Here is a 20,758-nt window from a genome sequence, read left to right as displayed (position 1 = left end):
TTAATTATAGCCTGGATTTTGTTTAATTACGCCTTTTGTCAAGTCGATTTCTTGTTGAGGAACTGGCAGTAATTCGCTTTTGCCCGCTTTGAAACCCAATGGACCCAATACGGCAACAGCTCTGTTTGTACGTACCAAATCGAAAAAACGATGTCCTTCAAAAGCCAACTCAAGTCTGCGCTCATTGTAAATATTATCAAGTGTTGCAGGTACCGGGGTTAAACCTACCCTGGCCCGAACGGCAGTTAATAATTCCAAAGCTCTCGTTGCATTGCCTCCTGATCTTACTAAAGCTTCTGCTTCCATTAAGTACGTATCTGCTAAACGCATTTCAATTTCATCTATTGGCCAGTTTAGTTCGGCAACCCCGCTATTTGAACGATATGCCTTTAATGGCGCATATTTTTTAATAAAATAATTGGTATTCTGATAACGAGCGGTATAAGTAGCACCAGCAGCTTTTAGCGCAGTACCGTCTATAATAGAAGTTGCAAAACGTGGATCAGCTTTCATGGCATTTACTAAATCGAGCGTTACAGGGCAAAAGCCCCATCCTGCAGAGTAAGTATCGCCATTATAGCTATCCATGCCAATAAATTGGGGTGCAACATTTCCTTCGCCACCATTTACCCAACCCCAATCGCCCCAGGCAGATAAGGTAGAGTGAGGAATTTCTAAAATTACTTCTGAATTAAATTTATTATCAGGTCTGAAAATATCAGCATAATTTGGAAGCAAGGCATAACCATATTCATTTCCGGTTTTATTCACATCATTAAATAGCGTTGCGGCTTCTGCCAATTTGCTATTGTCATTTTGAAAAAGTAACACCTTGCCTAATAGTGCTTTTGCCGTTCCTCTAGAAATTCTACCTTTTTCATTAGCGGCTACCGTTGGTGGCAAACTAGGAAAGGCTTCTCTCAAATCTTTCTCTACTTGTGCATAAATTGCTGTAGGCGCCGATTGTGTTTGTGTGTAAAGATCGGCCGTTGGTATTTGTTTGGTAATTAACGGAACATTACCAAAAAACCGAACTAAATCAAAATAGAAGTATGCCCGTAAAAATTTAGCTTCTGCTGTTATTCTAGATTTAAAACCAGCACTTAAATTTGTGGCTTTCTCAATTTTATCTAAAATAATATTCGCCCTGTTTATTCCAGTGAAATTTTTAGACCATAAACCAACCTGCGGCCCCAACCTCGAATCCATATTGAAGTTATCGTATGCTACCCAGCCTGGCTGATCGGAAGCATTACCTCCACCTGCCCAGCAATCATCAGATGCAGCACTTAATAAGGGCTGCTTCATGGTGTAACCACCACTTGTGCCCCACTGCATCACATCGTAAACGGCAACTAAGCCCTGATAAACTTCGGTTTCATTGCGATAAAAGTTTTCTTCAGTCGCAGTTCCTTTCGGCGTTAACTCCAGAAAGTCTTTTTTGCAGGAAACCAGTAACTGCATGATGGCCAAAATGGCTATCGAATATTTTATATGTTTAGTTTTCATCTCTATATTATTAAAATCCAACATTTACACCTACAAAGAACGATCTTGCCTGTGGGTAGAAACCGCGATCGACACCTAAACTACCCCCACCAATTTCCGGATCGTAACCATTGTATTTAGTTAGCGTAAATAGGTTATTTGCCATTACATAAAATTTAAGGTTATCTAAGCCCACCTTATTCACAAGTGTTTTTGGCAAAGTATATCCAAGCTGAACGTTTTTCAATCTGAAATAAGCACCACTCTCTAAAAACAAATTAGAAACACGGCTATAATTTTTATTATCATCGGCCAATGTAGCCCGAGGAACCGTATTGCTTGTTCCCTCACCTGTCCAACGGTTTAAAATATTAGTGGTGTAGTTTGATGGACTTAAATCGAACCTTCTTAGTCCATTAAATATCATGTTTCCAGAAACACCCTGGCCAAAAATGGAAACATCAAAGCCTTTGTATTTAGCTGAAAATGTTAAGCCATAAGTAAAGTTGGGGTTAGATCTTCCTAAGAAAGTTCTATCCGCATCACTAATTACACCGTCGCCATTTAAATCCAAAAATTTAATATCGCCAGGTTTTGCATTTGGCTGAATTAATGCACCAGCACCATTTTTGTAATTGTTAATTTCTGCCTGGTTTTGAAATAAGCCAGCAGTTTGGTAACCGAAAAATGAATCGACAGATTGGCCAACCGCAACACGGGTAATTTCTAAACTTTGCGGCGTAATCGTTTGCCTGCTTGGTATGTAATCTTTATCGGCTCCTAACAGCGTTACTTCATTTTTGATGAACGCTGCGTTACCTGCTATACGAAAACTTACTTCGCCAACTCTTTTGTTCCAACCCAATTCGATCTCGAAACCGCGGTTGTATAAATCCGCTGTATTAGCATACGGACCAGAGTTGCCCACATAAGATGGAACCACTTGCTGCAACAACATGCCATAAGTTTTCTTATTGAAATAACTGGTTGATAAAGTAATGCCTTCAAACAAAGTCGCATCGAAACCTAGATCGAAAGATGAGGTCTCTTCCCACTTTAAATCAGGATTTGAAAGTGCATTCGGACTTACTCCATTGGTCAACGTCTGTCCAGATGCTGTTCCTAATGAGTAATTTCTTCCTCCGCTTACGGTTGCTAAGTAGCTAAAATCAGGAATGTTATCATTACCGTTAACACCGTAAGAACCACGGAATTTTAAAAAGGTTACGATGTTGTTTTTTGGCCAGAAATCTTCTCTCGAAGCTACCCAACCAGCAGATCCTGAAGGAAAATAACCGTATTTATTGTTTGGACCGAAGCGTGATGATCCATCTCTACGAATGATACCCGTGAACAAATATTTCTCATCATAATTGTAAATAAGCCTTCCAAAAATAGAGTTTAAGGTGTTTTGATATTCTCCACCATAAAAATCCGAATTGGTTCTGGCTACCGGAAATTGCAATGAAGCATCCCGAATGTTATCAACCGGAATACCCTCTTTAATACCACCATTTGTTTCGCCTTTGTTTTTCTGCGCCGAGTAACCCACTAAGGCGGTAATTACATGCTTTCCAATAGTTTTATCATAACTCAAAGTATTCTCTAATGACCAAAATAAACCGCGGTTACTATCTCTGGTGTAAGCGGTTAAAGTAGATTGATTGATTGAATTGAGGTAATAAATCGGACGGAATGATTGTCCACCCCAGAAAGCTAAATCCACACCACCTGTACTTCTCAGCTTCAACCCTTTTAAAAATTCAACTTCAACAAATGCATTTCCAACTACTTTATCGCTCCAAGAGTTACCTTGAGCAACCTGCAAAGCGGCTACCGGATTCAATATTTCCGATTGTGCATAGTCAGATATCCCATAAGGAAAACCTGCATCATTTCTAACCACCGGATTATTTAGATACTTTGGTAAACCATATTTTGCAGGATCAGTCTCCACAATTGGTGTAATTGGATCCATATTGATGGCACGGCTTAATGGCGAACCATACTCGGTATTGGTACTTACACCAATTGAATTGATTCGGGTATAACCGATTGAGTTTCCAAATTTGATATTCTTGGTGATTTTATGCTCGAAATTAAATCTGGCTGTAAATCTTTTAAACTTCGAATTTTGCGTGGCCACGATACCATCCTGATCGAAATAACTGAAAGAGCCGTAATAAACTGATTTATCATTACCCCCGCTCATGTTTAAATCGTGGTTTTGAATCATCGCTTTGTTGTTAAAAACAGCTTCCTGCCAATCCGTTCCTTCACCATACTGCGCCGGATTTGGGAAACGAACTCCTGTAACACCATCTGCCAATTGCGATTCATTATAAATGGTGGCGTATTGCGTGGCATTTAATAAATTTAACTTGGTAGAAGGAGCTTGCGTACCAATGTAATTATTGTATTCTACACGAATACGACCAGTATTTGAGCCTTTTTTTGTAGATACAATGATAACGCCATTTGCTGCACGGGTACCATAAATAGCTGCCGAAGCGGCGTCTTTTAAAACCTCAATCGATTCTATATCCGATTGATTTAAAAATTCGATCCCACCGTTAATCACTACTCCATCAACTACATATAAAGGATTAGCGTTATTAATATTCGCAATACCACGAATTCTAACTACGCCGCCATCTCCAGGCTGACCAGAGCTCGTAGTAACCGTTACGCCCGAAGCTCTACCTTGCAAAGATTGTTCAATACGCACCACAGGCATATCTTTCAAATCAGTAGCTTTTACTGAAGCAATGGCACCCGTTACTACGCTTTTCTTTTGCGTTCCGTAGCCGATAACAACAGCATCGGCCAGTAAACCTGCTTGTGGGGTAAGCGTTATCGTTAATCCATTTGAGGCCGTAACTTCCTTGTTTTCATAACCGATGTAAGACACTACTAAAATCGCACCTTCAGTTACATCTTTTAACGAAAATGCACCAGTTACATCCGTTACTGCACCAAGGTTAGAACCCTTTACCTTTACGCTGGCTCCTGCCATAGGCTGGCCGTTTTCATCCACTACCTTTCCTCGTATATCAACAAAAGATCGAATAATTAACGGCATGCCTTCAATAGGCTTACGGTGAATAATAATGGTATTATTTTTTATTGTGTAACCCAACGGTTGCTCGCTAAAAATGCGTCTTAAAGCTTCTTTAATATCGGTATTTTTAATTTCGATGGTTACCGGTTTTGCTTCTTTCAACACATCGAGATCATAGAGAAAGTTATAACCTACGCTTTTATTAAGCTTACGAAAAACATTCAAGAGCGAGGTATTTTTTTCTGATAGGGTTACGTTTTGTGCATTGGCAGCTCCGTAACTGAGCTGTAAAAAGGAAGTGATTAGTACGACAAAAGTCAATTTCATAATCAGCAGAAATTTAAACAGGCGCCCTTTAGGTTGGGGCAGCCATTCAGTATAAAAATTCATATATTTGGTTATTAGGTTTAGAATAGTTGTATCTCACAATTTTACGATTAGAATAAGGCCTTTATTATAGCTGGGAGCGTTGCCGCGCTTCCAGTTTTTTAGTTAAGCCGTACTCTAAAAACCATCAAAGATGATGAAAAGCGTATAGGTTATGGCATAACTAAAATCCTCCTTCCGTCAATTTTAAAATGTACCGCATCAGTTGTTTGAAGCATATCCAACACTTCATTTACGCTGTTGAAACGAGAAATCCGTCCGCCGAAAGTCTTGTTGATTTTTTTAACTCGATAGTCAATCTCTACATTGTACCAACGGGCAATTTTATTCATAATCGTTTCTATATTCTCTTCATTAAAGCTAAAGAAACCATCTTTCCAGGCTATCGCTTCCTCGGCATCAACTGCCGAAACCATTATTGATGGCGATGAAAGGCTGATAAGCGACTGCTGTCCTGGCTTAAGTAATGCTGATCTAGTGGATTGAATATTTTTGACTTTCACGCTACCTTCCAACAAAGTTGTTTTATTGCCTGGTTCATTGTTATAAGCGTTGATATTAAAATGCGTTCCCAACACCTCTACTTCCTGGTTTCTTCCAGAAGCTAACTCCGTTTTAACTGTAAAGGGAATTCTTTTGCTGTTGTTATCCAAACGTTTGGCCACTTCAAAATAAGCCTCGCCTTTTAATTCAACCAATCTTTTTGTCTGATCAAAAACCGTAGGATATCTTAACGATGATTCTGCGTTTAACCACACTTTTGTACCATCAGGAAGATTAATTTGATACTGCCCACCACGAGGGGTCTCAATGGTGTTATATAAATCTTTTTTTGCGCTTGAAGTCGAAGCAACTGTGTAAATTAATTCGCCATTTTTAGTTTTGATAATATTTATTCCGGCCTGGCTTGCAATTACACCGTTTGAAGCGTCGGTGAGTGAAATTTTCGATCCATCGGCTAGCGTTAGCGTTGCTTTATTTCCTCCTGGCTTAATAATTTTCTGTTCCGTTTTGTTTAAGGCTTGCTTGGTTTCCGTATTTTTTTGAACCTCCCGATTAACAACTACACCAATAAAGAAAAGCACTACTGCAGCAGCAGCAAGCTTTAGCCAAAGCTTTCTACCGTGCCCGGTTTTAATTTGGGTTTCCTCTTGAATGGCAGCCCACATTTGGTTGCGGGCATCTGCCAATTCTGAATGGCTTACATCAGCGTGTTTACCCGATAGCTCATTTAAGTGCCACGATTCTACCAAAGCTTTTTCTTCTTCAGTACAAAGGCCGGCGCTATATTTTTTTAAAAGTTTTTCAACTTCCTCTTTACTCATCACTTCAATATATTTGGCTAATTAAATACATGTAGGTTGAGGAAACCCTAGGTAGTAGATGAAAATGAAAATATTTTTATTTTTTTTAAAAATGTTTAGAAAAGCAAGTCCTGCATTTCATTTTCGCGTATGTTCCTGCCACATGCTCATACGCCTTCAGGCCTTAGCCACAAGGCCGGTATCCGCCATGTCAGGTTTAGAAATGAGGTGATGTGCACAAACTCAGGTTTCCTAAACGCGATTGTTGCGATAATACTTTTTGTTGCAATCATGTTAATGATTACCAACTTTAACAAAAAGATTAAAGCAAAAGCGGGACTGAAGAAACCGATAAGCAGAAATTTGCTTTCCAAAAATTTATTTGATCAATAAGATGGTTGCCAATAACAAAAATGAAGTTAATTTCAAGTGTAAAACTTTGAGCGCATTGCTCATTTGCTTTTTAACGGTTTTATCTGATAAATGAAGAATTTCTGCTATTTGCTTTTGACTCAAATGCTGTTGGCGACTCATTTCAAATATCTGACGCATTTTTGGAGGCAGCAATGAAACCTCCTTTTCTATTAAAGAGGCAAATTCCTTTTCACGAATATAATCGTCGGTTACATAATCGCCCTTTAAAGAAAAATCTTCCAGCGATTGTAAATAATTCGAACGCGATTTATTTTTATCCAACCAATCGAAAACTTTATAACGTACTGCGGTGTACAAATAGTTAGAGAGTTGAGATTTGATTTGAATATTTGGATTGCTCCACAGGTAAACGAAAATTTCCTGAACAATATCACGGGCATCTTCCCTGTCTGACACCATTTTACAGGCATAGATATACAACAAACCATTAAAGCGTTCGTAAATTTCCTCAAAGGCAAATTTATTTCCATCCTGCATGAGGATGAAAAGTTCGTGATCAGTTAATGATTTATAAGCAGGCATTTGGTTAGAATGATTAAACGAATGTAAGAAATTGTTTGGCTTAAATCCTAAATAAAATTGAACAACTCCTAGCTAACTTAAACGTTTTATTAACGCTTATTTGGTTATTATACACACTATTGTAAACTTCAATGTTTTAATTGGCATATCGGGAAAAGTCGATATACATTTGCATCATGGATCAGGTAGAAATTTTCAAAGCTTTATCAAACAAAACCCGTTTACAAATTCTAAACTGGCTAAAAAGTCCTGCCGAATACTTTCCAGAGCAACCAAATGCCGATTTTGAAAACGTTGGCGTGTGTGTAGGACAAATTCAAAATAAAGCCGGTTTATCACAAAGTACCATTTCCGAATACCTGTCTATTCTACAGCGGGCAGACTTAGTTTGCGCCACAAGGGTTGGCCAGTGGACCTACTACAAACGTAACCATGAAGGCATTGAAAAATTAAGCAAAATCATCAATACAGAATTATAAAAATTAATCATATGAACACAGATAGTTTATTTAAGCCATTTAGCTTAAAATCATTAAACATAAAAAATAGAATTGTAATGGCACCAATGACGAGGTCGTTTTCTCCGAATGGAATTCCGACTGATGCCGTTGCCGAATACTATGCAAAAAGAGCTGCCGGCCAGGTTGGTTTAATTCTTTCAGAAGGAACAGTGATTAACCGTCCATCATCCTCTGCCGATCCTAACATTCCTCACTTTTATGGCGAAAAAGCTTTAGCGGGATGGGAAAAAGTGATTAACGAAGTTCATACCGCTGGCGGACAAATGGGGCCACAAATCTGGCACCAGGGCGTCCATGCAAACCATGCTTCGGGCTGGTTGCCAAGTGCTCCTTTTGAAGGGCCATCAAGTTTAAACAGTCCTGGTTTTGAAAACGGTGTACCGATGACTGACGCTGCCATTGCTGATACAATTGCGGCTTATGGTCAAGCTGCCGCAGATGCCAAAGCATTAGGTTTTGATACCGTAGAAATTCATGGTGCTCACCAATACTTAATTGATCAGTTTTTTTGGGATGCAACCAATAACCGCACCGACATTTATGGTGGAAAAACTTTAGCTGAACGCACACGGTTCGCTGTTGAAGTAATTAAAGAAGTACGTAAACGTGTAGGTGAAGATTTCGCCTTAATTATTCGCTTGTCACAATTTAAACCTTCAGCATATGATTTTAAATTAGCCAAGAATGAATCAGAAATGGAACAATGGTTAACGCCAATGGCTGATGCGGGAATTGATATTTTCCACTGCTCACAACGCCGTTTCTGGGAAACTGAATTTGAAGGTTCTGATTTGAACTTTGCAGGCTGGGCAAAAAAATTAACGGGAAAAACAACCATCTCGGTGGGTTCTGTTGGTTTAAGTGGCGATTTCTTTGGTGCTTTCGCTGGTCAAAGCTCAGAGCCAAGCTCATTGGATGAATTGGTGCGTAGAATGGATTGTGGAGACTTCGATTTGGTAGCTGTTGGCCGCCCGTTATTGGCTGATCCAAACTGGGTTGAAAAAATCAAAAACAACCAAATGGATGAGCTGAAAGGTTTCAGCAAAGAAGCATTAGCAGAATTAGTGTAATTTTTCTTTCTGAATATATAATGGAAAACACCTCAGCAATGAGGTGTTTTTTTTAAACCATGATTTTGCCTGAGCTTGCTCGTTAGCGTTCAATGCCTGCGCTCGTTTCTAACGAGCGCAAAAGAGCTTAGCGATTACAATCGCACTTAGTAAAAACCAAATCCGTAGGTTTTTCCACTGCGGTCGAAAGGACGATGAGATCTGGTTCTCGACAAATAAAATTTTATGCCTGCGCTCGTTGCTAACGAGCGCAAAATAGCTTAGCGATTTATTCACGTTTAAATAAAACCAAATCCAAAGATTTCTCCACTGCGGTCGAAAAGGACAATGAGATTTTGTCTCGACAAATAAAATTTTCTTAAATTCACACCATAAACAAAGGAACTCCCATGTCAAACATATCCCTTATTATCGAAGAAAGACCGGCGAATATCGGCAACTTTATGGTAGGCAGACTACTTCCTTTCCGGGAAAAACGAATGGTTGGTCCATTTGCGTTTATCGACCATATGGGGCCAGCAGCAATGAGCGACCATGAAAACCTGGACGTTCCGCCTCATCCACACATCGGTTTATCTACACTTACCTTTTTGTTCGAAGGAGAAATAGAACATCGCGATAGCTTAGGAACGGATATTATTATTAAACCAGGGCAAGTAAACTGGATGACAGCCGGTAGCGGAATTGCTCACTCAGAAAGAACTCCGAAACATCTGCGACAAACCGATAAAATGCTTCATGGTCTGCAAATTTGGGTAGCGCTGCCTAAAGCTTTGGAACAAATGGATCCCGAGTTTTTCCATGTAGAAGAAACAAATATTCCGAGTTGGGAGCAAGATGGCGTTAATATTAAACTTATTGCAGGCGAGGCTTTTGGAAAAAAATCTCCGGTTCCGGTTTATTGCCCACTTTACTTTATCGAAATTAAAAGCACAACTAGGCAAAAGCTCAGTATTGGAAACGATCTTTTTGGCGAAAGTGCATTGTATATTTTAGAGGGTGGAATTGAAAGTGAAGGACATCTTTTCGAACCGCGATTAATTTTAATTGCGAACGATGCCAAGCTGTGTGAATTTACCATGCTCGAAAATACAACTGTCTATATTTTTGGAGGAGAACCTTTTCCTGAAGAAAGATTTATTTATTGGAATTTTGTAGCATCGGAGAGAGAATTGATTGAGCAAGCGAAACAAGATTGGTTAGAACGAAAATTTAAACCCGTACCAGGCGAAACCGACTTTGTTCCTTTGCCAAATCAAAACCCTTATCAGAAGAAATAATATGGAGATTAATCAAGTAAACAACGAAAAAAACGGCTATTTCGAAGCTATAGAAAATAATGTTCAGGCAGGCAAAATGAGTTATGTTTGGGCTGGCGAAACGAAAATTATTATCGATCATACAGAAGTTAATCCAGAGTTTTCGGGCAAAGGGATTGGCAAACAGCTGTTAATGGCTGTAGTTCAAAATGCCCGCGAAAATAAAATTAAAATACTTCCACTTTGTCCTTTCGCTAAAAGTGTGTTCGACAAAGACGAAACGATACGCGATGTTTTGTTTTAGCGAATTTATTCCTCTAACAAAGCCTGCTTAATTTTCTCAGCTGCTTCGGCCAGCTCTTCCTGGGTTGGCTTTAGCTTCTCCTTGGCAAAGTTCATATCGGCTACACTATTCATCGGTATTAAGTGAATATGAGCATGCGGAACCTCTAATCCAATAACCGAAACGCCAACTTTTTTGCAAGGAAAGGCGGTCTTCACTCCTTTTGCCACAATTTTGGCAAACATCCAAAGGCCAACATATAAATCTTCATCCATATCGAAAATATAATCTACTTCGATTTTAGGAATAACTAAAACGTGGCCAGCGGTTAAGGGCTGAACATCTAAAAAGGCTAAATACTCAACAGTTTCTGCAACAACATGCGCTGGTATTTCTCCTGCAACAATTTTTGAAAAGATAGTCATAAGTCAGTTGTGGGTTATCAGTTATGAGTTACAGGTTTGGGCTTACAACCTGTAACCCATAACTCCCAACTTCTTTTATCTAGAGATTTCTAAAACTTCGAATTGCATTTTACCTGCAGGCACTTCAATTTCGGCAAATTCGCCAACAGATTTACCTAACAAGCCTTGTGCAATAGGCGATTTTACAGAAATTTTTCCTGTTTTTAAATCGGCCTCCGTTTCGGCTACCAACTGATAAGTCATGGTGGCACCGTTTTTAACATTTTTAATTTTTACAATTGATAATGCCAATACCTTCGATAAATCCAATTTCGATTCATCAATCAGGCGGGCATTTGCCAATGTATTTTTTAATTTTGAGATTTTGGCCTCATGCAAACCTTGTGCTTCTTTAGCAGCGTCATACTCTGCATTTTCCGATAAATCACCCTTATCTCTCGCCTCAGCAATTGCTTTAGATATTAGCTGACGGCCGGTGGTAGTTAAATAATGAACTTCTTCTTTCAGTTTATCTAACCCCTCTTGTGTGTAATACGTTACCTCTGTCATTGCTCTATTAATTTTATTCAAACGCTATAAAAAACAAACAAGACTACATAGTTGGTTTGCTACATAGTCTTGCTTCAATTATAACGAAGATAAATTGTGGAAATTACAAAAGCAAATAAAAGATCAGGATTTTTAGATTTTAACATCGAGTTGCCACTAATCACCACATTAATAAACCTTCACTCCCTAAACCAATCTTCTTTCGCTTAAAATTAAAAAGTAACATTCAAACCGATACTCATTTAAAATTCATTCAATTATGATATTTTAGTCGAAATTATTTAAAAATGAAAAAGTTATTTTCTTTACTCCTCCTTGTCGGACTAGGAAGTTATACGCTTTCGGCGCAAGAGCTATATATGCCACGAAATATAAAGGCAGCTTACGATAGAGGAACCCGCTCTATGAACGGTAATCCTGGCGCCAACTATTGGCAAAATCATGGCAAATACACCATGGATATTAAAGTAGATGCCGCTACGAAAATGGTTAGCGGACAAGAAGAAATTTTGTACAGCAATAACAGCAACGATACGCTAAAAACCTTGGCTATTCGTTTTGTGAACAATTTACACAAGCCAACTTCTCCACGTGGAGGTGCTGTAAGCGAAGATTTTTTAACTACAGGCCTAAACATTTCTTCGTTTTCTGTTGATGGAGAAACGTATAAAGTAGATTCAAAAAACTGGGGAACAGTTGGCAATGTGCGTTTGAAAAAGCCATTAAACCCAAAGTCAAAAGTATCTGTTAAAATAGGATGGGATTATCCTTTATCAAAAGAAAGCGGTCGCGAAGGACAGATTGATCCAAACTCGTTCTTTGTGGCTTACAGCTATCCCCGTATTTCTGTTTATGATGATTACAATGGTTGGGACAGGATTCCACATACAGATAGAGCGGAATTTTACAATGATTTTAACGATTATGTTTTTTCAGTAACGGCACCAAAAAACTATGTAGTTTATGCTACCGGCGATTTTTTAAATCCTGATGAAGTATTGCAGCCGGAAATTTCCGCTCGATTGAAAAAATCATACGATACAGATGGAGTAATTAATATTGCCACTGCTGATGAATTGAAAAATGGTAAAGTAACGGTTCAAAAAGATTGGAATACCTGGAAATTTAAGGCCAATCATATTCCTGATGTAACTTTTGCCATGAGCAATCACTACGTTTGGGATGGTGGAAGTGTTGTGGTAGATTCAAAAAGCGGCCGCAGGGCAAGTGCACAGGCAGCCTATAACCCAACAACAGGAAAAGATTTTTTAAATTCGGTAAAATACAACATTAATGCACTGGCATGGTTTTCGAATAACTGGCCTGGCATCCCTTATCCTTACGCTAAAAGCATTGCTTTTCAAGGCTTTGCAGATATGGAATATCCGATGATGGTTAATGATTCTAACTTCGGCGATCCGGTTTTCGCTCAACTGGTTCAGGATCATGAGGTGGCGCATACCTATTTTCCTTTTTTCATGGGCATAAATGAAACCCGTTATGCTTATATGGATGAAGGCTGGGCAACTACTTTCGAATATTTAATCGGCATTGCCGAACATGGCAAAAAAGCTGCTGATGATTTTTACAAAAAATTTAGGGTTAACAGCTATATTAACGATAAATCTGCAGAAGAAGATCAACCCGTAATTTCGATGTCTGACCAGGTTTCTGGTGCCGGGTATGGAAATAACTCTTACGGTAAGGCTTCGTTAAGCTATCTTGCATTGAAAGATATGTTGGGCGATGATTTATTTAAAAAAGCACTTCATCATTACATGAACACTTGGAATGGTAAACATCCCATCCCGTGGGATTATTTTAATTCAATGAATACAGGATCAGGCCAGAATTTAAACTGGTTCTTTCAGAACTGGTTTTTCACCAATCACTACCTCGATTTGGCCCTGAGTAACCCGCAAATTTCATCAGGAAAAGTAACGTTTGTAATTAAAAATGTTGGCGGTTTTGCTATTCCATTTGATATTCTGGTTACCGATACGGAAGGTAAAACAGAAACCATTCATAAAACACCAGCAGTTTGGAAAGTGAATCAGAAAGAATTCACTATGACGATTAACACCAACCGTAAAATAAAGTCGATTACTTTGGATAATGGTATTTATGTAGATGCTACTCCAAATGATAACGTTTTTGTTGTAAAATAATTAACCGTTTAAAGTTGGCAGTTTAAGAGTGAAAACGGCCAACTTTAAACTTTTCACTATCTACTTTATACTTTCCACTAAATACTAGCTATTCTCCGCTTTACAAACAGGCTGGTGTTTAACAGGAAAATTTAATGAGTTGGCGATAAAACACATTTTGTTCGCTTCTACATGCAACGACTCTGCCAATTCAAAATGTTCCTTATCTGCTATTAATACCTTTGGATGTAGGGTTACTTCCTTAAACTTACCACTTCCATCTGCCGATTCTTCCATTGTGCCAACAGCCTCATCTTTATAATCGATAACTACTATTTCGTTTTTAGAACATAGGTGCAAATACCAAAGCATGTGGCAACTGGAAATAGAAGCCAATAACAAATCTTCGGGGTTATATTTAGATTTATCGCCAAGAAAGGCAGAATCTGATGAACCAGAAATATCGCTTTTTCCTTGGACAGAAATAACGTAATCGCGATCGTAAGAGCGGTAATCCATTGTTCCAGAACCCTTATTGCCCGTCCAGGTTACGGTTGTAGTGTATAAATGATCTTTCGGCATGATATAATTTAGTTAGAAATTGTATTCCAATTTAGGAAATAAGGGTGGAAACTACGAGAAGAAATCGCAATTGTTTCTTAATTTAGAATCAAAATGAAAAAATTTCCCGCCCAAAATTAGAAATTGAATAGACTTAATCACATCCCATGACCAAAACTCACACCACTAACTATTTCGATACTTTTATTGAGATAGCAGAAGATTGTCCGGTTAGCCACGGAGAAATACCAAAACCAAAAGGAAACAATAAAACGGTTGCCGAATTACAGTTTGAAATGATCTCAAAAAAGCCTTACAAATACTCATCTGATGATGTGTTATTTCAAGTTTTCGCAGAAAGAAACGATATCAGCGAAGCAGAAAAAGATGAAGCCAACAAAAGCTTTTTCTCGAAAGGACAACCTTGTTTTCGTGCTTCACCTTTAACAAAACGATATGGCTTTGGCGTTCACTCCAACCACGAAGGCAAAATTGCTATTTATGGAATGGAAACAGAAGAATACACAAAGCTATCGTCCGATTCTGGAATTAAAACAGTAAAAGCCATGCGTACCTCAAAAAAATAATTCTAGAGTCTAAAAAGAAAGTCCCTCCAGTTTTTGAGCCAAAACTTCCGATATCTTGCGATAAGAATCGAAGGTCCAGCCGCCAACATGCGGTGTCAAAATCACTTTTTCATTTTTGGCCAGTTCTTTATACCAATCTTGCTCACCCAGGGCCGGAAATTTTTCAGTTTGTAATACATCTAGTCCAGCACCTAAAATTTTACATGATGAGATGGCATTTAAAACGGCTTTTGTGTTTACAATTTCCCCTCTGGCGGTATTGATAAAGAAAATGGGCTTTTTAAAATGGAAAAAATATTCATCATCAACCATCTGTTTGGTTTCGGCAGTGAGTGGAATGTGCAAACTGAGCACATCGCTGTGCTTGACAATTTCTTCCATACTTACTTCACGGGCGAACGCATCAGAAAAGCCAGTTTTATATTTATCGTAAGCCATTACATCAACCTCAAAGCCAGCCAGTTTTTTAGCGAAAATTTGCCCCATAAAGCCATAACCAATAATGCCAACTTTTTTTCCTTTTAATTCGTACCCTCGGTTTCCTTCTCGATCCCAAACCCCGTTTCTGATCTCCATATCAGCCCTGCGGAAGTTATTCATCAGCGATAAAAGCAAACCTGTGGCATGTTCGCCCACCGCATCGCAATTACCTTCTGGGGCGTTAATTAACTCGATACCTCGTTCGAAAGCAATTTTATCATCGATATTATCTAAACCAGCACCGGCACGGGCCACAAATTTCAGGTTTGGAGCCGCCGCGAAAAGCTCAGCATCAATCCTGAATTTGGTACGAACAGCAATACCGACGTAGTCTTTTATTTTTTCTAACGTCTGCTGTCTGGTAATTTCAGGTTCATCATCAACCTGATAGCCCAATGCCACCGCCTGCTCTTTAAAAGCGGGATGTAAATCATCAACGATTAATATTTTTTTCATCTCGAACAAAAGTAACAATTTAGATATTGGCCATTTATAATATTGTTCAATTGTTTTCCTGTTTCACTAACAGAAATATGCCTGGCAACTTAAATGTGGACAAAAATTGCTCACAAAAATATTACTATAAAATGGCTGTAATAAAATAGTTACGCCTCCTTAATTAAACTTAGTTGCCGTTACTTTGTCTCCCTTTACAAAAACACACAACAAATAATATATTTTAATGAGAATTTTTAAATCAAGGACGATACAAATTACCCTTCTATTCTTAAGTTTATCCTTTAGCCTTTTCGCCCAAACTGGAGGCAAGGCAAAAATAATCGGTGTACTTAAAGATGCCAAAACACAAGAAACCATCCCATTTGCAACGGCTGTTTTAATTGATAAAGCAACAGCTAAAAATGCTAAAATAGCTCAAACCGATGCAAATGGCGCTTTTGTAATGGCCGATTTACCTACAGGAACCTTTACTTTCAAAATTAGTTTTGTTGGCTACCAAACCATGGTACGCGATAACGTAAACATTACCTCAACCACCGGAACTTTAAACTTTGGCGATATTAAAATGAATACCGCAAAAGGAAATATTTTGAGCGAGGTTACGGTAACCGGACAGAAACAGGGTATGCAAATGGGCATTGATAAAAAGATTTTTGCTGTAGATCAAAGTGTAATTAGCGAAGGTGGTTCTGCCGGCGATTTACTACAAAATGTTCCATCCGTTTCTACAGATATGGACGGAAATGTGAGCCTACGTGGATCGAGTGGCGTTAGGGTTTTAATTGATGGCAAACCTTCACTTATTGCCGGTGGTAACGTGGCGCAAATTCTCCAGTCTATCCCAGCAAGTTCTATCGAAAGTGTAGAGGTAATTACCAACCCGTCATCTAAATATGATGCGGAAGGCCAATCTGGTATCATCAATATTGTGCTAAAGAAAAATACTAAACTTGGGTTTAACGGTTCGGTGGCTTTAACTGCCGGTAACCGCGACAACTACAATGGCAATACCAATTTAAGTTTTCAAAATAGTAAAGTAAACCTTTACGGAAACTACAGCTATCGTTACGGCAATAGAATTGGTGGTGGCTTCCAGGATATTACTTATAAAAGCCCAACCACTTCAACTGCTTTTGCAAACCAAAATACTTCATCCACTTCGTTGGATAAGGGACATAATGCTAAAGCAGGTTTAGATTATTACATCACTCCTAAAAGCATTGTAAGTTTATCGGGTGGTTTTAACTCAAGGGAAAATGACCGCGATGAATTTGTTGACATCAGACAATTGCGCTCTAATTTGAGTCCGGTTTTACTAAGCAATAGAAGCAATACCAATAAAGGTGATGGAAGCAGTTATGATTTAAATTTGGATTACGTTCAAAAATTTAAAAAACCGAAAGAGGAATTAACTTTCAATTTTGGTTACTCATATGGAACGAATAATAATGATCAGGCATACAGCACAACTTTTACCAACCAAAATGGAAATGCGGTAAACATCAATCCAAGTTTACAACGCATTTTTAATACTGGCGATAACACAAATTATAACATCCAGGCTGATTACACTTTGCCAGTGGGTAAAGCAGGTAAAATTGAAACCGGTTACCGCAGCCAAATTCGTTTAGGAGATAACGATCAATATGCAGATTCGATTTTAACCAATACTGAAATTTACATTCGTAATAACAAATTGATTAATGATTTTAACAGCAAAGATCAGGTTCATGCGCTTTACCTAAACTATCAAAATCAGATAAAAGATTTTGGTTACCAAATCGGCTTAAGAGCTGAAGATGCCCGTTTAGATACCCATCTGGAAGGATATAACGGCAATAACCTAGTAGCAAGTGAAGGAAACATCCATTACAAAAGGTTATATCCAAGTGTATTTTTAACGCAAAAATTAAAAGGTGAGCAAACCGTTCAGTTGAGCTATACACGCCGTGTAAATCGTCCTCGCCCATGGGATACCAATCCATTTTTAGATGTATCCGATCCTTTAAATTACAGAGCAGGTAATCCAAATTTATATCCGGAAGATGTACACTCTTTTGAATTGGGTTACAGCAAATATTTCAAAAAGGTAACCTTAACATCCAGCTTATATTTCCGCCAAACTAACGACGTTATTCAAAGGGTAAGAAGTGTGCCCGATGCGAACGGTATTATCACCACAACACCACAAAACTTAACCCGCCAACAAAATAGTGGTTTAGAATTAATTGGTCGCTTCGATTTAATTAAAGCGTTAAACTTTACTACGAACGTAAATTTATATCAACAGAAATTTGAAGGTGATGAAAGATTTAACATTGCCAGCAGAAGTGGTTTTAGCTGGAATGGAAATATCACTGGAAATTTAACTGTTGCAAAAAACGTATCTATTCAGGTTCGTGCCGATTACAGAGCACCAGAAGTGATGGCGCAAGGTAAACGGAACGCGATGTACGGTATTGATGGCGGAGCTAAATACGATTTCCCTAATAAAAAAGCCTCGCTTAGTTTCAACATTAGAGACGTCTTTAATACCCGCAGATGGAGCATGACTACGGATGATAACTTTACGTATATCGATTTTGCCCGACGCATGCAAGGAACAATGGGTAACCTAACGTTTTCTTACCGCTTCGGAAAAACCACATTCAATTTAAATAAAACTAAGAAAAAGGACGATCAGCAAGACAATCGTCCTGATGAAGGCTCATTTTAATTTTGAAAAAGGCGTTTAAAAAGATATTTTTAAACGCCTTTTTTATAAACGCTAACCAAACATTGAAAAAACGTCTCCCTAAATTTTGTCTTACTTTCTTGATTCTATTTTCAGGAGTCATGGCTTTTGCCGCCGAAAAAGGAACGATTAGTGGCAAAGTGGTAGAAGAAGTTGGTGGTTTATCTATTCCCTCAGCTATCATTTCGGTATATCTTGGAGATGCAGAACAACCTTTGATTACTTCTACAAGTGATGATGACGGTTTTTTAAGCATCAAAAATCTGAAAAGCGGAAACTATCGCATTAAAATTAGTTTTGTTGGTTATGCACCTTTGGTGGTAAACGGGATCATCATCACCGACAAAGATTTTGATAAAAACTTAGGATCATTAAAACTCAGCTCAGAGCAAAATTCACTGCAGGAAGTAACCATTACCGTACAGAAACCTGCAATAGAATTTGGTGCCGATGGTGTAACCTATAACGTCGGGTCCACTTTGCTAGCAGAAGGCAGCACTGCGACAGATGTGTTAAAAAATGTACCCATGGTACAGGTTGATATCGATGGGAATGCAACTATTGCCGGCAAAAAAAGCACCCGTGTTTTTATTGATGGAAAGCCATCTGATTATATGACATCGAACATTGCCGATCTTTTGAATGTACTTCCATCAGATGCAATTGAAAAAATCGAAGTGCTCACCAACCCACCTGCAAAATACAGTGGCGACGGGGAAGGAATCATCAATATTGTGATGAAAAAAGGGTTTAAGGTAGGGTTTAATGGCAATATCGGCGTAGCAGGTGGTGTGCAAGGAAATGGAAATGCCAATACGAATGCTTCCTACCGTGGAAAAAATTATGCTATTAATGGAAGTGCAGCCTATCGTTATAACGTGGGCAAGGGTGAAAATAATAGTTATAGAGAAAACTTCTTTCCTGATACAACATTTTATTACGATCAAAGCGGTGCCAACAAAAGCAAAAGCAGAGGTGCCAATTTTAGGTTGGGTTTTGATTGGGACATTACGCCAAAGCAAAATATTCGCTTATCAACCAATTATAACGACAATACATCTTCATCCAATTCAGCAAACGAGCTGCGCTATTTAAGTGATCAACTCATTGAAAAACGACTGCGCAACCAAGCCAATACAGGCGATGGGAACAGCAACAACTTCGTAATTAATGCCGATTACAAGCTACAGACTGATACGAGTGGCGGAAACCTATCGATTGGGTTAACATTTAATACCAATGGGAGTTCAGATCTTCGAACCTATAATACCTCCTATTTACCCATTGGTATTTCGCGAGCAACCTTGCAAAAAAACAATAATGATATTGGAAATAATGGCATCACTTTTAACCTTGACTATGATAAACCGGTATTTAAAAAAAGAGATCGTGTTGAGTTAGGTCTTGCTTATAACTACAGAAAAAATGACAACGACTTATTGGTCGAAAATTTCAATTTTCAAACGCAGCAATTTGTAACCAATGATAGGTTGAGTAATCAATTTTTATACAATGAAAACATTCTGGCTGGATATGCATCATACAATTATCGTAATGCAGGTTGGGGCGTAAAAACGGGGGTTAGAACCGAATTAACAGACGTGGCTTTCGATCTTTCGACAGGAGAAAACTATAATGTAAAGCCTTATCTAAGTATTTTCCCCAACCTTTCGGTTAATAAATTTTTCCGCAAACGTTATAATTTTGGCGCAACATACAGCGTTCGTATCAACAGACCAAGAGAAAACACCTTGAATCCACAGGTTAATAATGTAGATACGTTGAATATTTCTTATTGTAATCCGAACCTTTCGCCCTCCTACACACACCAAATGGATATTAGTTTCGGGGCATTTGGGCAGAAATGGTCTTTTACGCCCCGCATTTCTTATTCCACTAGTCAGGGTGTAATTGAAAGATTTAGAACAGTTACCTTAATTCCAGGTTCTACTTCAGCTCGATCGGAAAGCACTTTCGATAACGTTGGGACAAACAATTCTCTGGCTTTGATTCTAATTGGAAATTATCGTCCTACGAATAAAATATCAGCCAATGGGAATTTCAGTGTGATTCAGAGTAATTATACTTCAAAATTAAATTCGGCCTTGAATAGAGATGGATTAAGCATTAGGGGAACTTTTGGCTTTTCTATGCAACTTCCACAGAAAATTGCTTTCGAATCAAATTTAAATTATGCCAATAACGTAAGTGCCCAGGGAAGAAACAAGGGTTCGGTAACTTCGAGTTTCTCTGCCAGAAAAATGTTTTTTAGCAACAGATTAAATTTCAGGGTTACACTAAACGATATTTTTGGAAATCGAAATAACACCATTTATAACGAAGGTGAAAACTTTAGATTGAAGAGTTTTTCTACGAATAATACGCAGAATTTCATATTCAGCCTAAACTATAGATTTACGAAGATTGCAAAAAAAAATCCACCACCTCCCCCAGCAACACCACGATAAATTTTATTTAGGATAGGA

General features: G+C 38.4%; 16 protein-coding genes. 8 read left to right on the top strand and 8 right to left on the bottom strand.

Annotation, left to right across the window (positions count from 1 at the left end):
* The 4 genes from ACZZZK_RS15810 to ACZZZK_RS15795 form a co-directional block, all read right to left on the bottom strand.
* Positions 1-1,509, bottom strand: a complete 1,509-nt coding sequence (locus ACZZZK_RS15810) for a RagB/SusD family nutrient uptake outer membrane protein (RefSeq protein ID WP_463484976.1) — start codon at positions 1,507-1,509, stop codon at positions 1-3.
* A 10-nt stretch (positions 1,510-1,519) separates the two neighbouring features.
* Entirely contained in the window at positions 1,520-4,876 is a 3,357-nt protein-coding gene (locus tag ACZZZK_RS15805; RefSeq protein WP_463484975.1) for a TonB-dependent receptor, read from the bottom strand.
* Between the two features lie 212 nt (positions 4,877-5,088).
* Entirely contained in the window at positions 5,089-6,261 is a 1,173-nt protein-coding gene (locus ACZZZK_RS15800) for a FecR family protein (RefSeq protein WP_463484974.1), read from the bottom strand.
* Between the two features lie 357 nt (positions 6,262-6,618).
* Positions 6,619-7,197 (bottom strand): RNA polymerase sigma factor, encoded by a 579-nt coding sequence (locus ACZZZK_RS15795; protein WP_463484973.1) that lies wholly within the window; start codon positions 7,195-7,197, stop codon positions 6,619-6,621.
* Positions 7,198-7,373: 176 nt separating this feature from the next.
* Here ACZZZK_RS15795 and ACZZZK_RS15790 point away from each other — a divergent pair, with 176 nt between their 5' ends.
* The 4 genes from ACZZZK_RS15790 to ACZZZK_RS15775 all read left to right on the top strand — a co-directional run bounded on the left by ACZZZK_RS15790 (position 7,374) and on the right by ACZZZK_RS15775 (position 10,351).
* Positions 7,374-7,676: an ArsR/SmtB family transcription factor gene (locus tag ACZZZK_RS15790; protein ID WP_056848339.1), complete on the top strand. Its 303-nt coding sequence runs from the start codon at positions 7,374-7,376 to the stop codon at positions 7,674-7,676.
* An 11-nt stretch (positions 7,677-7,687) separates the two neighbouring features.
* Positions 7,688-8,788, top strand: a complete 1,101-nt coding sequence (locus ACZZZK_RS15785; protein WP_463484972.1) for an NADH:flavin oxidoreductase — start codon at positions 7,688-7,690, stop codon at positions 8,786-8,788.
* 389 nt (positions 8,789-9,177) lie between these two features.
* On the top strand, positions 9,178-10,068 hold the full coding sequence (locus ACZZZK_RS15780; RefSeq protein WP_463484971.1) for a pirin family protein: 891 nt from the start codon (positions 9,178-9,180) through the stop codon (positions 10,066-10,068).
* A gap of 1 nt (position 10,069) precedes the next feature.
* The gene (locus ACZZZK_RS15775; protein ID WP_463484970.1) at positions 10,070-10,351 is read left to right on the top strand and encodes a GNAT family N-acetyltransferase; all 282 of its coding nucleotides are present in this window, start codon (positions 10,070-10,072) and stop codon (positions 10,349-10,351) included.
* 5 nt (positions 10,352-10,356) lie between these two features.
* Here ACZZZK_RS15775 and ACZZZK_RS15770 read toward each other — a convergent pair whose 3' ends face one another.
* Together ACZZZK_RS15770 and greA are read right to left on the bottom strand one after the other, a co-directional pair.
* A complete protein-coding gene (locus tag ACZZZK_RS15770) occupies positions 10,357-10,755 on the bottom strand; it encodes an HIT family protein (protein ID WP_463484969.1) in 399 nt (132 codons plus the stop codon).
* A gap of 75 nt (positions 10,756-10,830) precedes the next feature.
* Positions 10,831-11,304: a transcription elongation factor GreA gene (greA, locus tag ACZZZK_RS15765; RefSeq protein ID WP_029276724.1), complete on the bottom strand. Its 474-nt coding sequence runs from the start codon at positions 11,302-11,304 to the stop codon at positions 10,831-10,833.
* Between the two features lie 287 nt (positions 11,305-11,591).
* On the opposite strand from greA, the gene ACZZZK_RS15760 reads away from it, so the two are divergent.
* Positions 11,592-13,472: a M1 family metallopeptidase gene (locus tag ACZZZK_RS15760; RefSeq protein ID WP_463484968.1), complete on the top strand. Its 1,881-nt coding sequence runs from the start codon at positions 11,592-11,594 to the stop codon at positions 13,470-13,472.
* Positions 13,473-13,556: 84 nt separating this feature from the next.
* Here ACZZZK_RS15760 and ACZZZK_RS15755 read toward each other — a convergent pair whose 3' ends face one another.
* Positions 13,557-14,033 carry an OsmC family protein gene (locus ACZZZK_RS15755; RefSeq protein WP_463484967.1) on the bottom strand — a complete coding sequence of 159 codons (477 nt, stop codon included), beginning with the start codon at positions 14,031-14,033 and terminating at the stop codon, positions 13,557-13,559.
* Positions 14,034-14,179: 146 nt separating this feature from the next.
* On the opposite strand from ACZZZK_RS15755, the gene ACZZZK_RS15750 reads away from it, so the two are divergent.
* Entirely contained in the window at positions 14,180-14,599 is a 420-nt protein-coding gene (locus ACZZZK_RS15750) for a DUF6157 family protein (RefSeq protein ID WP_463484966.1), read from the top strand.
* A 9-nt stretch (positions 14,600-14,608) separates the two neighbouring features.
* On the opposite strand, the gene ACZZZK_RS15745 is transcribed toward ACZZZK_RS15750, so the two are convergent.
* Positions 14,609-15,535 (bottom strand): NAD(P)-dependent oxidoreductase, encoded by a 927-nt coding sequence (locus ACZZZK_RS15745; protein ID WP_463484965.1) that lies wholly within the window; start codon positions 15,533-15,535, stop codon positions 14,609-14,611.
* 226 nt (positions 15,536-15,761) lie between these two features.
* Between ACZZZK_RS15745 and ACZZZK_RS15740 the strand changes: the two genes are divergently transcribed.
* Together ACZZZK_RS15740 and ACZZZK_RS15735 are read left to right on the top strand one after the other, a co-directional pair.
* On the top strand, positions 15,762-18,254 hold the full coding sequence (locus ACZZZK_RS15740; protein WP_463484964.1) for a TonB-dependent receptor: 2,493 nt from the start codon (positions 15,762-15,764) through the stop codon (positions 18,252-18,254).
* A gap of 119 nt (positions 18,255-18,373) precedes the next feature.
* Positions 18,374-20,740 carry a TonB-dependent receptor gene (locus ACZZZK_RS15735; protein ID WP_463484963.1) on the top strand — a complete coding sequence of 789 codons (2,367 nt, stop codon included), beginning with the start codon at positions 18,374-18,376 and terminating at the stop codon, positions 20,738-20,740.
* Positions 20,741-20,758 lie beyond the last annotated feature (18 nt).

It is taken from the genome of Pedobacter sp. AC163 (assembly GCF_979258665.1).
Note: the sequence above shows the minus strand (reverse complement) of the source record. Positions and strands in the feature narration are given on the sequence as shown.

Bases quoted from the DNA above. Each gene is read 5' to 3' on its own strand.
- ACZZZK_RS15810 (WP_463484976.1), bottom strand. From the start codon at position 1,509: ATGAAAACTAAACATATAAAATATTCGATAGCCATTTTGGCCATCATG.
- ACZZZK_RS15805 (WP_463484975.1), bottom strand. From the start codon at position 4,876: ATGAAATTGACTTTTGTCGTACTAATCACTTCCTTTTTACAGCTCAGT.
- ACZZZK_RS15800 (WP_463484974.1), bottom strand. From the start codon at position 6,261: ATGAGTAAAGAGGAAGTTGAAAAACTTTTAAAAAAATATAGCGCCGGC.
- ACZZZK_RS15795 (WP_463484973.1), bottom strand. From the start codon at position 7,197: ATGCCTGCTTATAAATCATTAACTGATCACGAACTTTTCATCCTCATG.
- ACZZZK_RS15790 (WP_056848339.1), top strand. From the start codon at position 7,374: ATGGATCAGGTAGAAATTTTCAAAGCTTTATCAAACAAAACCCGTTTA.
- ACZZZK_RS15785 (WP_463484972.1), top strand. From the start codon at position 7,688: ATGAACACAGATAGTTTATTTAAGCCATTTAGCTTAAAATCATTAAAC.
- ACZZZK_RS15780 (WP_463484971.1), top strand. From the start codon at position 9,178: ATGTCAAACATATCCCTTATTATCGAAGAAAGACCGGCGAATATCGGC.
- ACZZZK_RS15775 (WP_463484970.1), top strand. From the start codon at position 10,070: ATGGAGATTAATCAAGTAAACAACGAAAAAAACGGCTATTTCGAAGCT.
- ACZZZK_RS15770 (WP_463484969.1), bottom strand. From the start codon at position 10,755: ATGACTATCTTTTCAAAAATTGTTGCAGGAGAAATACCAGCGCATGTT.
- greA (WP_029276724.1), bottom strand. From the start codon at position 11,304: ATGACAGAGGTAACGTATTACACACAAGAGGGGTTAGATAAACTGAAA.
- ACZZZK_RS15760 (WP_463484968.1), top strand. From the start codon at position 11,592: ATGAAAAAGTTATTTTCTTTACTCCTCCTTGTCGGACTAGGAAGTTAT.
- ACZZZK_RS15755 (WP_463484967.1), bottom strand. From the start codon at position 14,033: ATGCCGAAAGATCATTTATACACTACAACCGTAACCTGGACGGGCAAT.
- ACZZZK_RS15750 (WP_463484966.1), top strand. From the start codon at position 14,180: ATGACCAAAACTCACACCACTAACTATTTCGATACTTTTATTGAGATA.
- ACZZZK_RS15745 (WP_463484965.1), bottom strand. From the start codon at position 15,535: ATGAAAAAAATATTAATCGTTGATGATTTACATCCCGCTTTTAAAGAG.
- ACZZZK_RS15740 (WP_463484964.1), top strand. From the start codon at position 15,762: ATGAGAATTTTTAAATCAAGGACGATACAAATTACCCTTCTATTCTTA.
- ACZZZK_RS15735 (WP_463484963.1), top strand. From the start codon at position 18,374: ATGGCTTTTGCCGCCGAAAAAGGAACGATTAGTGGCAAAGTGGTAGAA.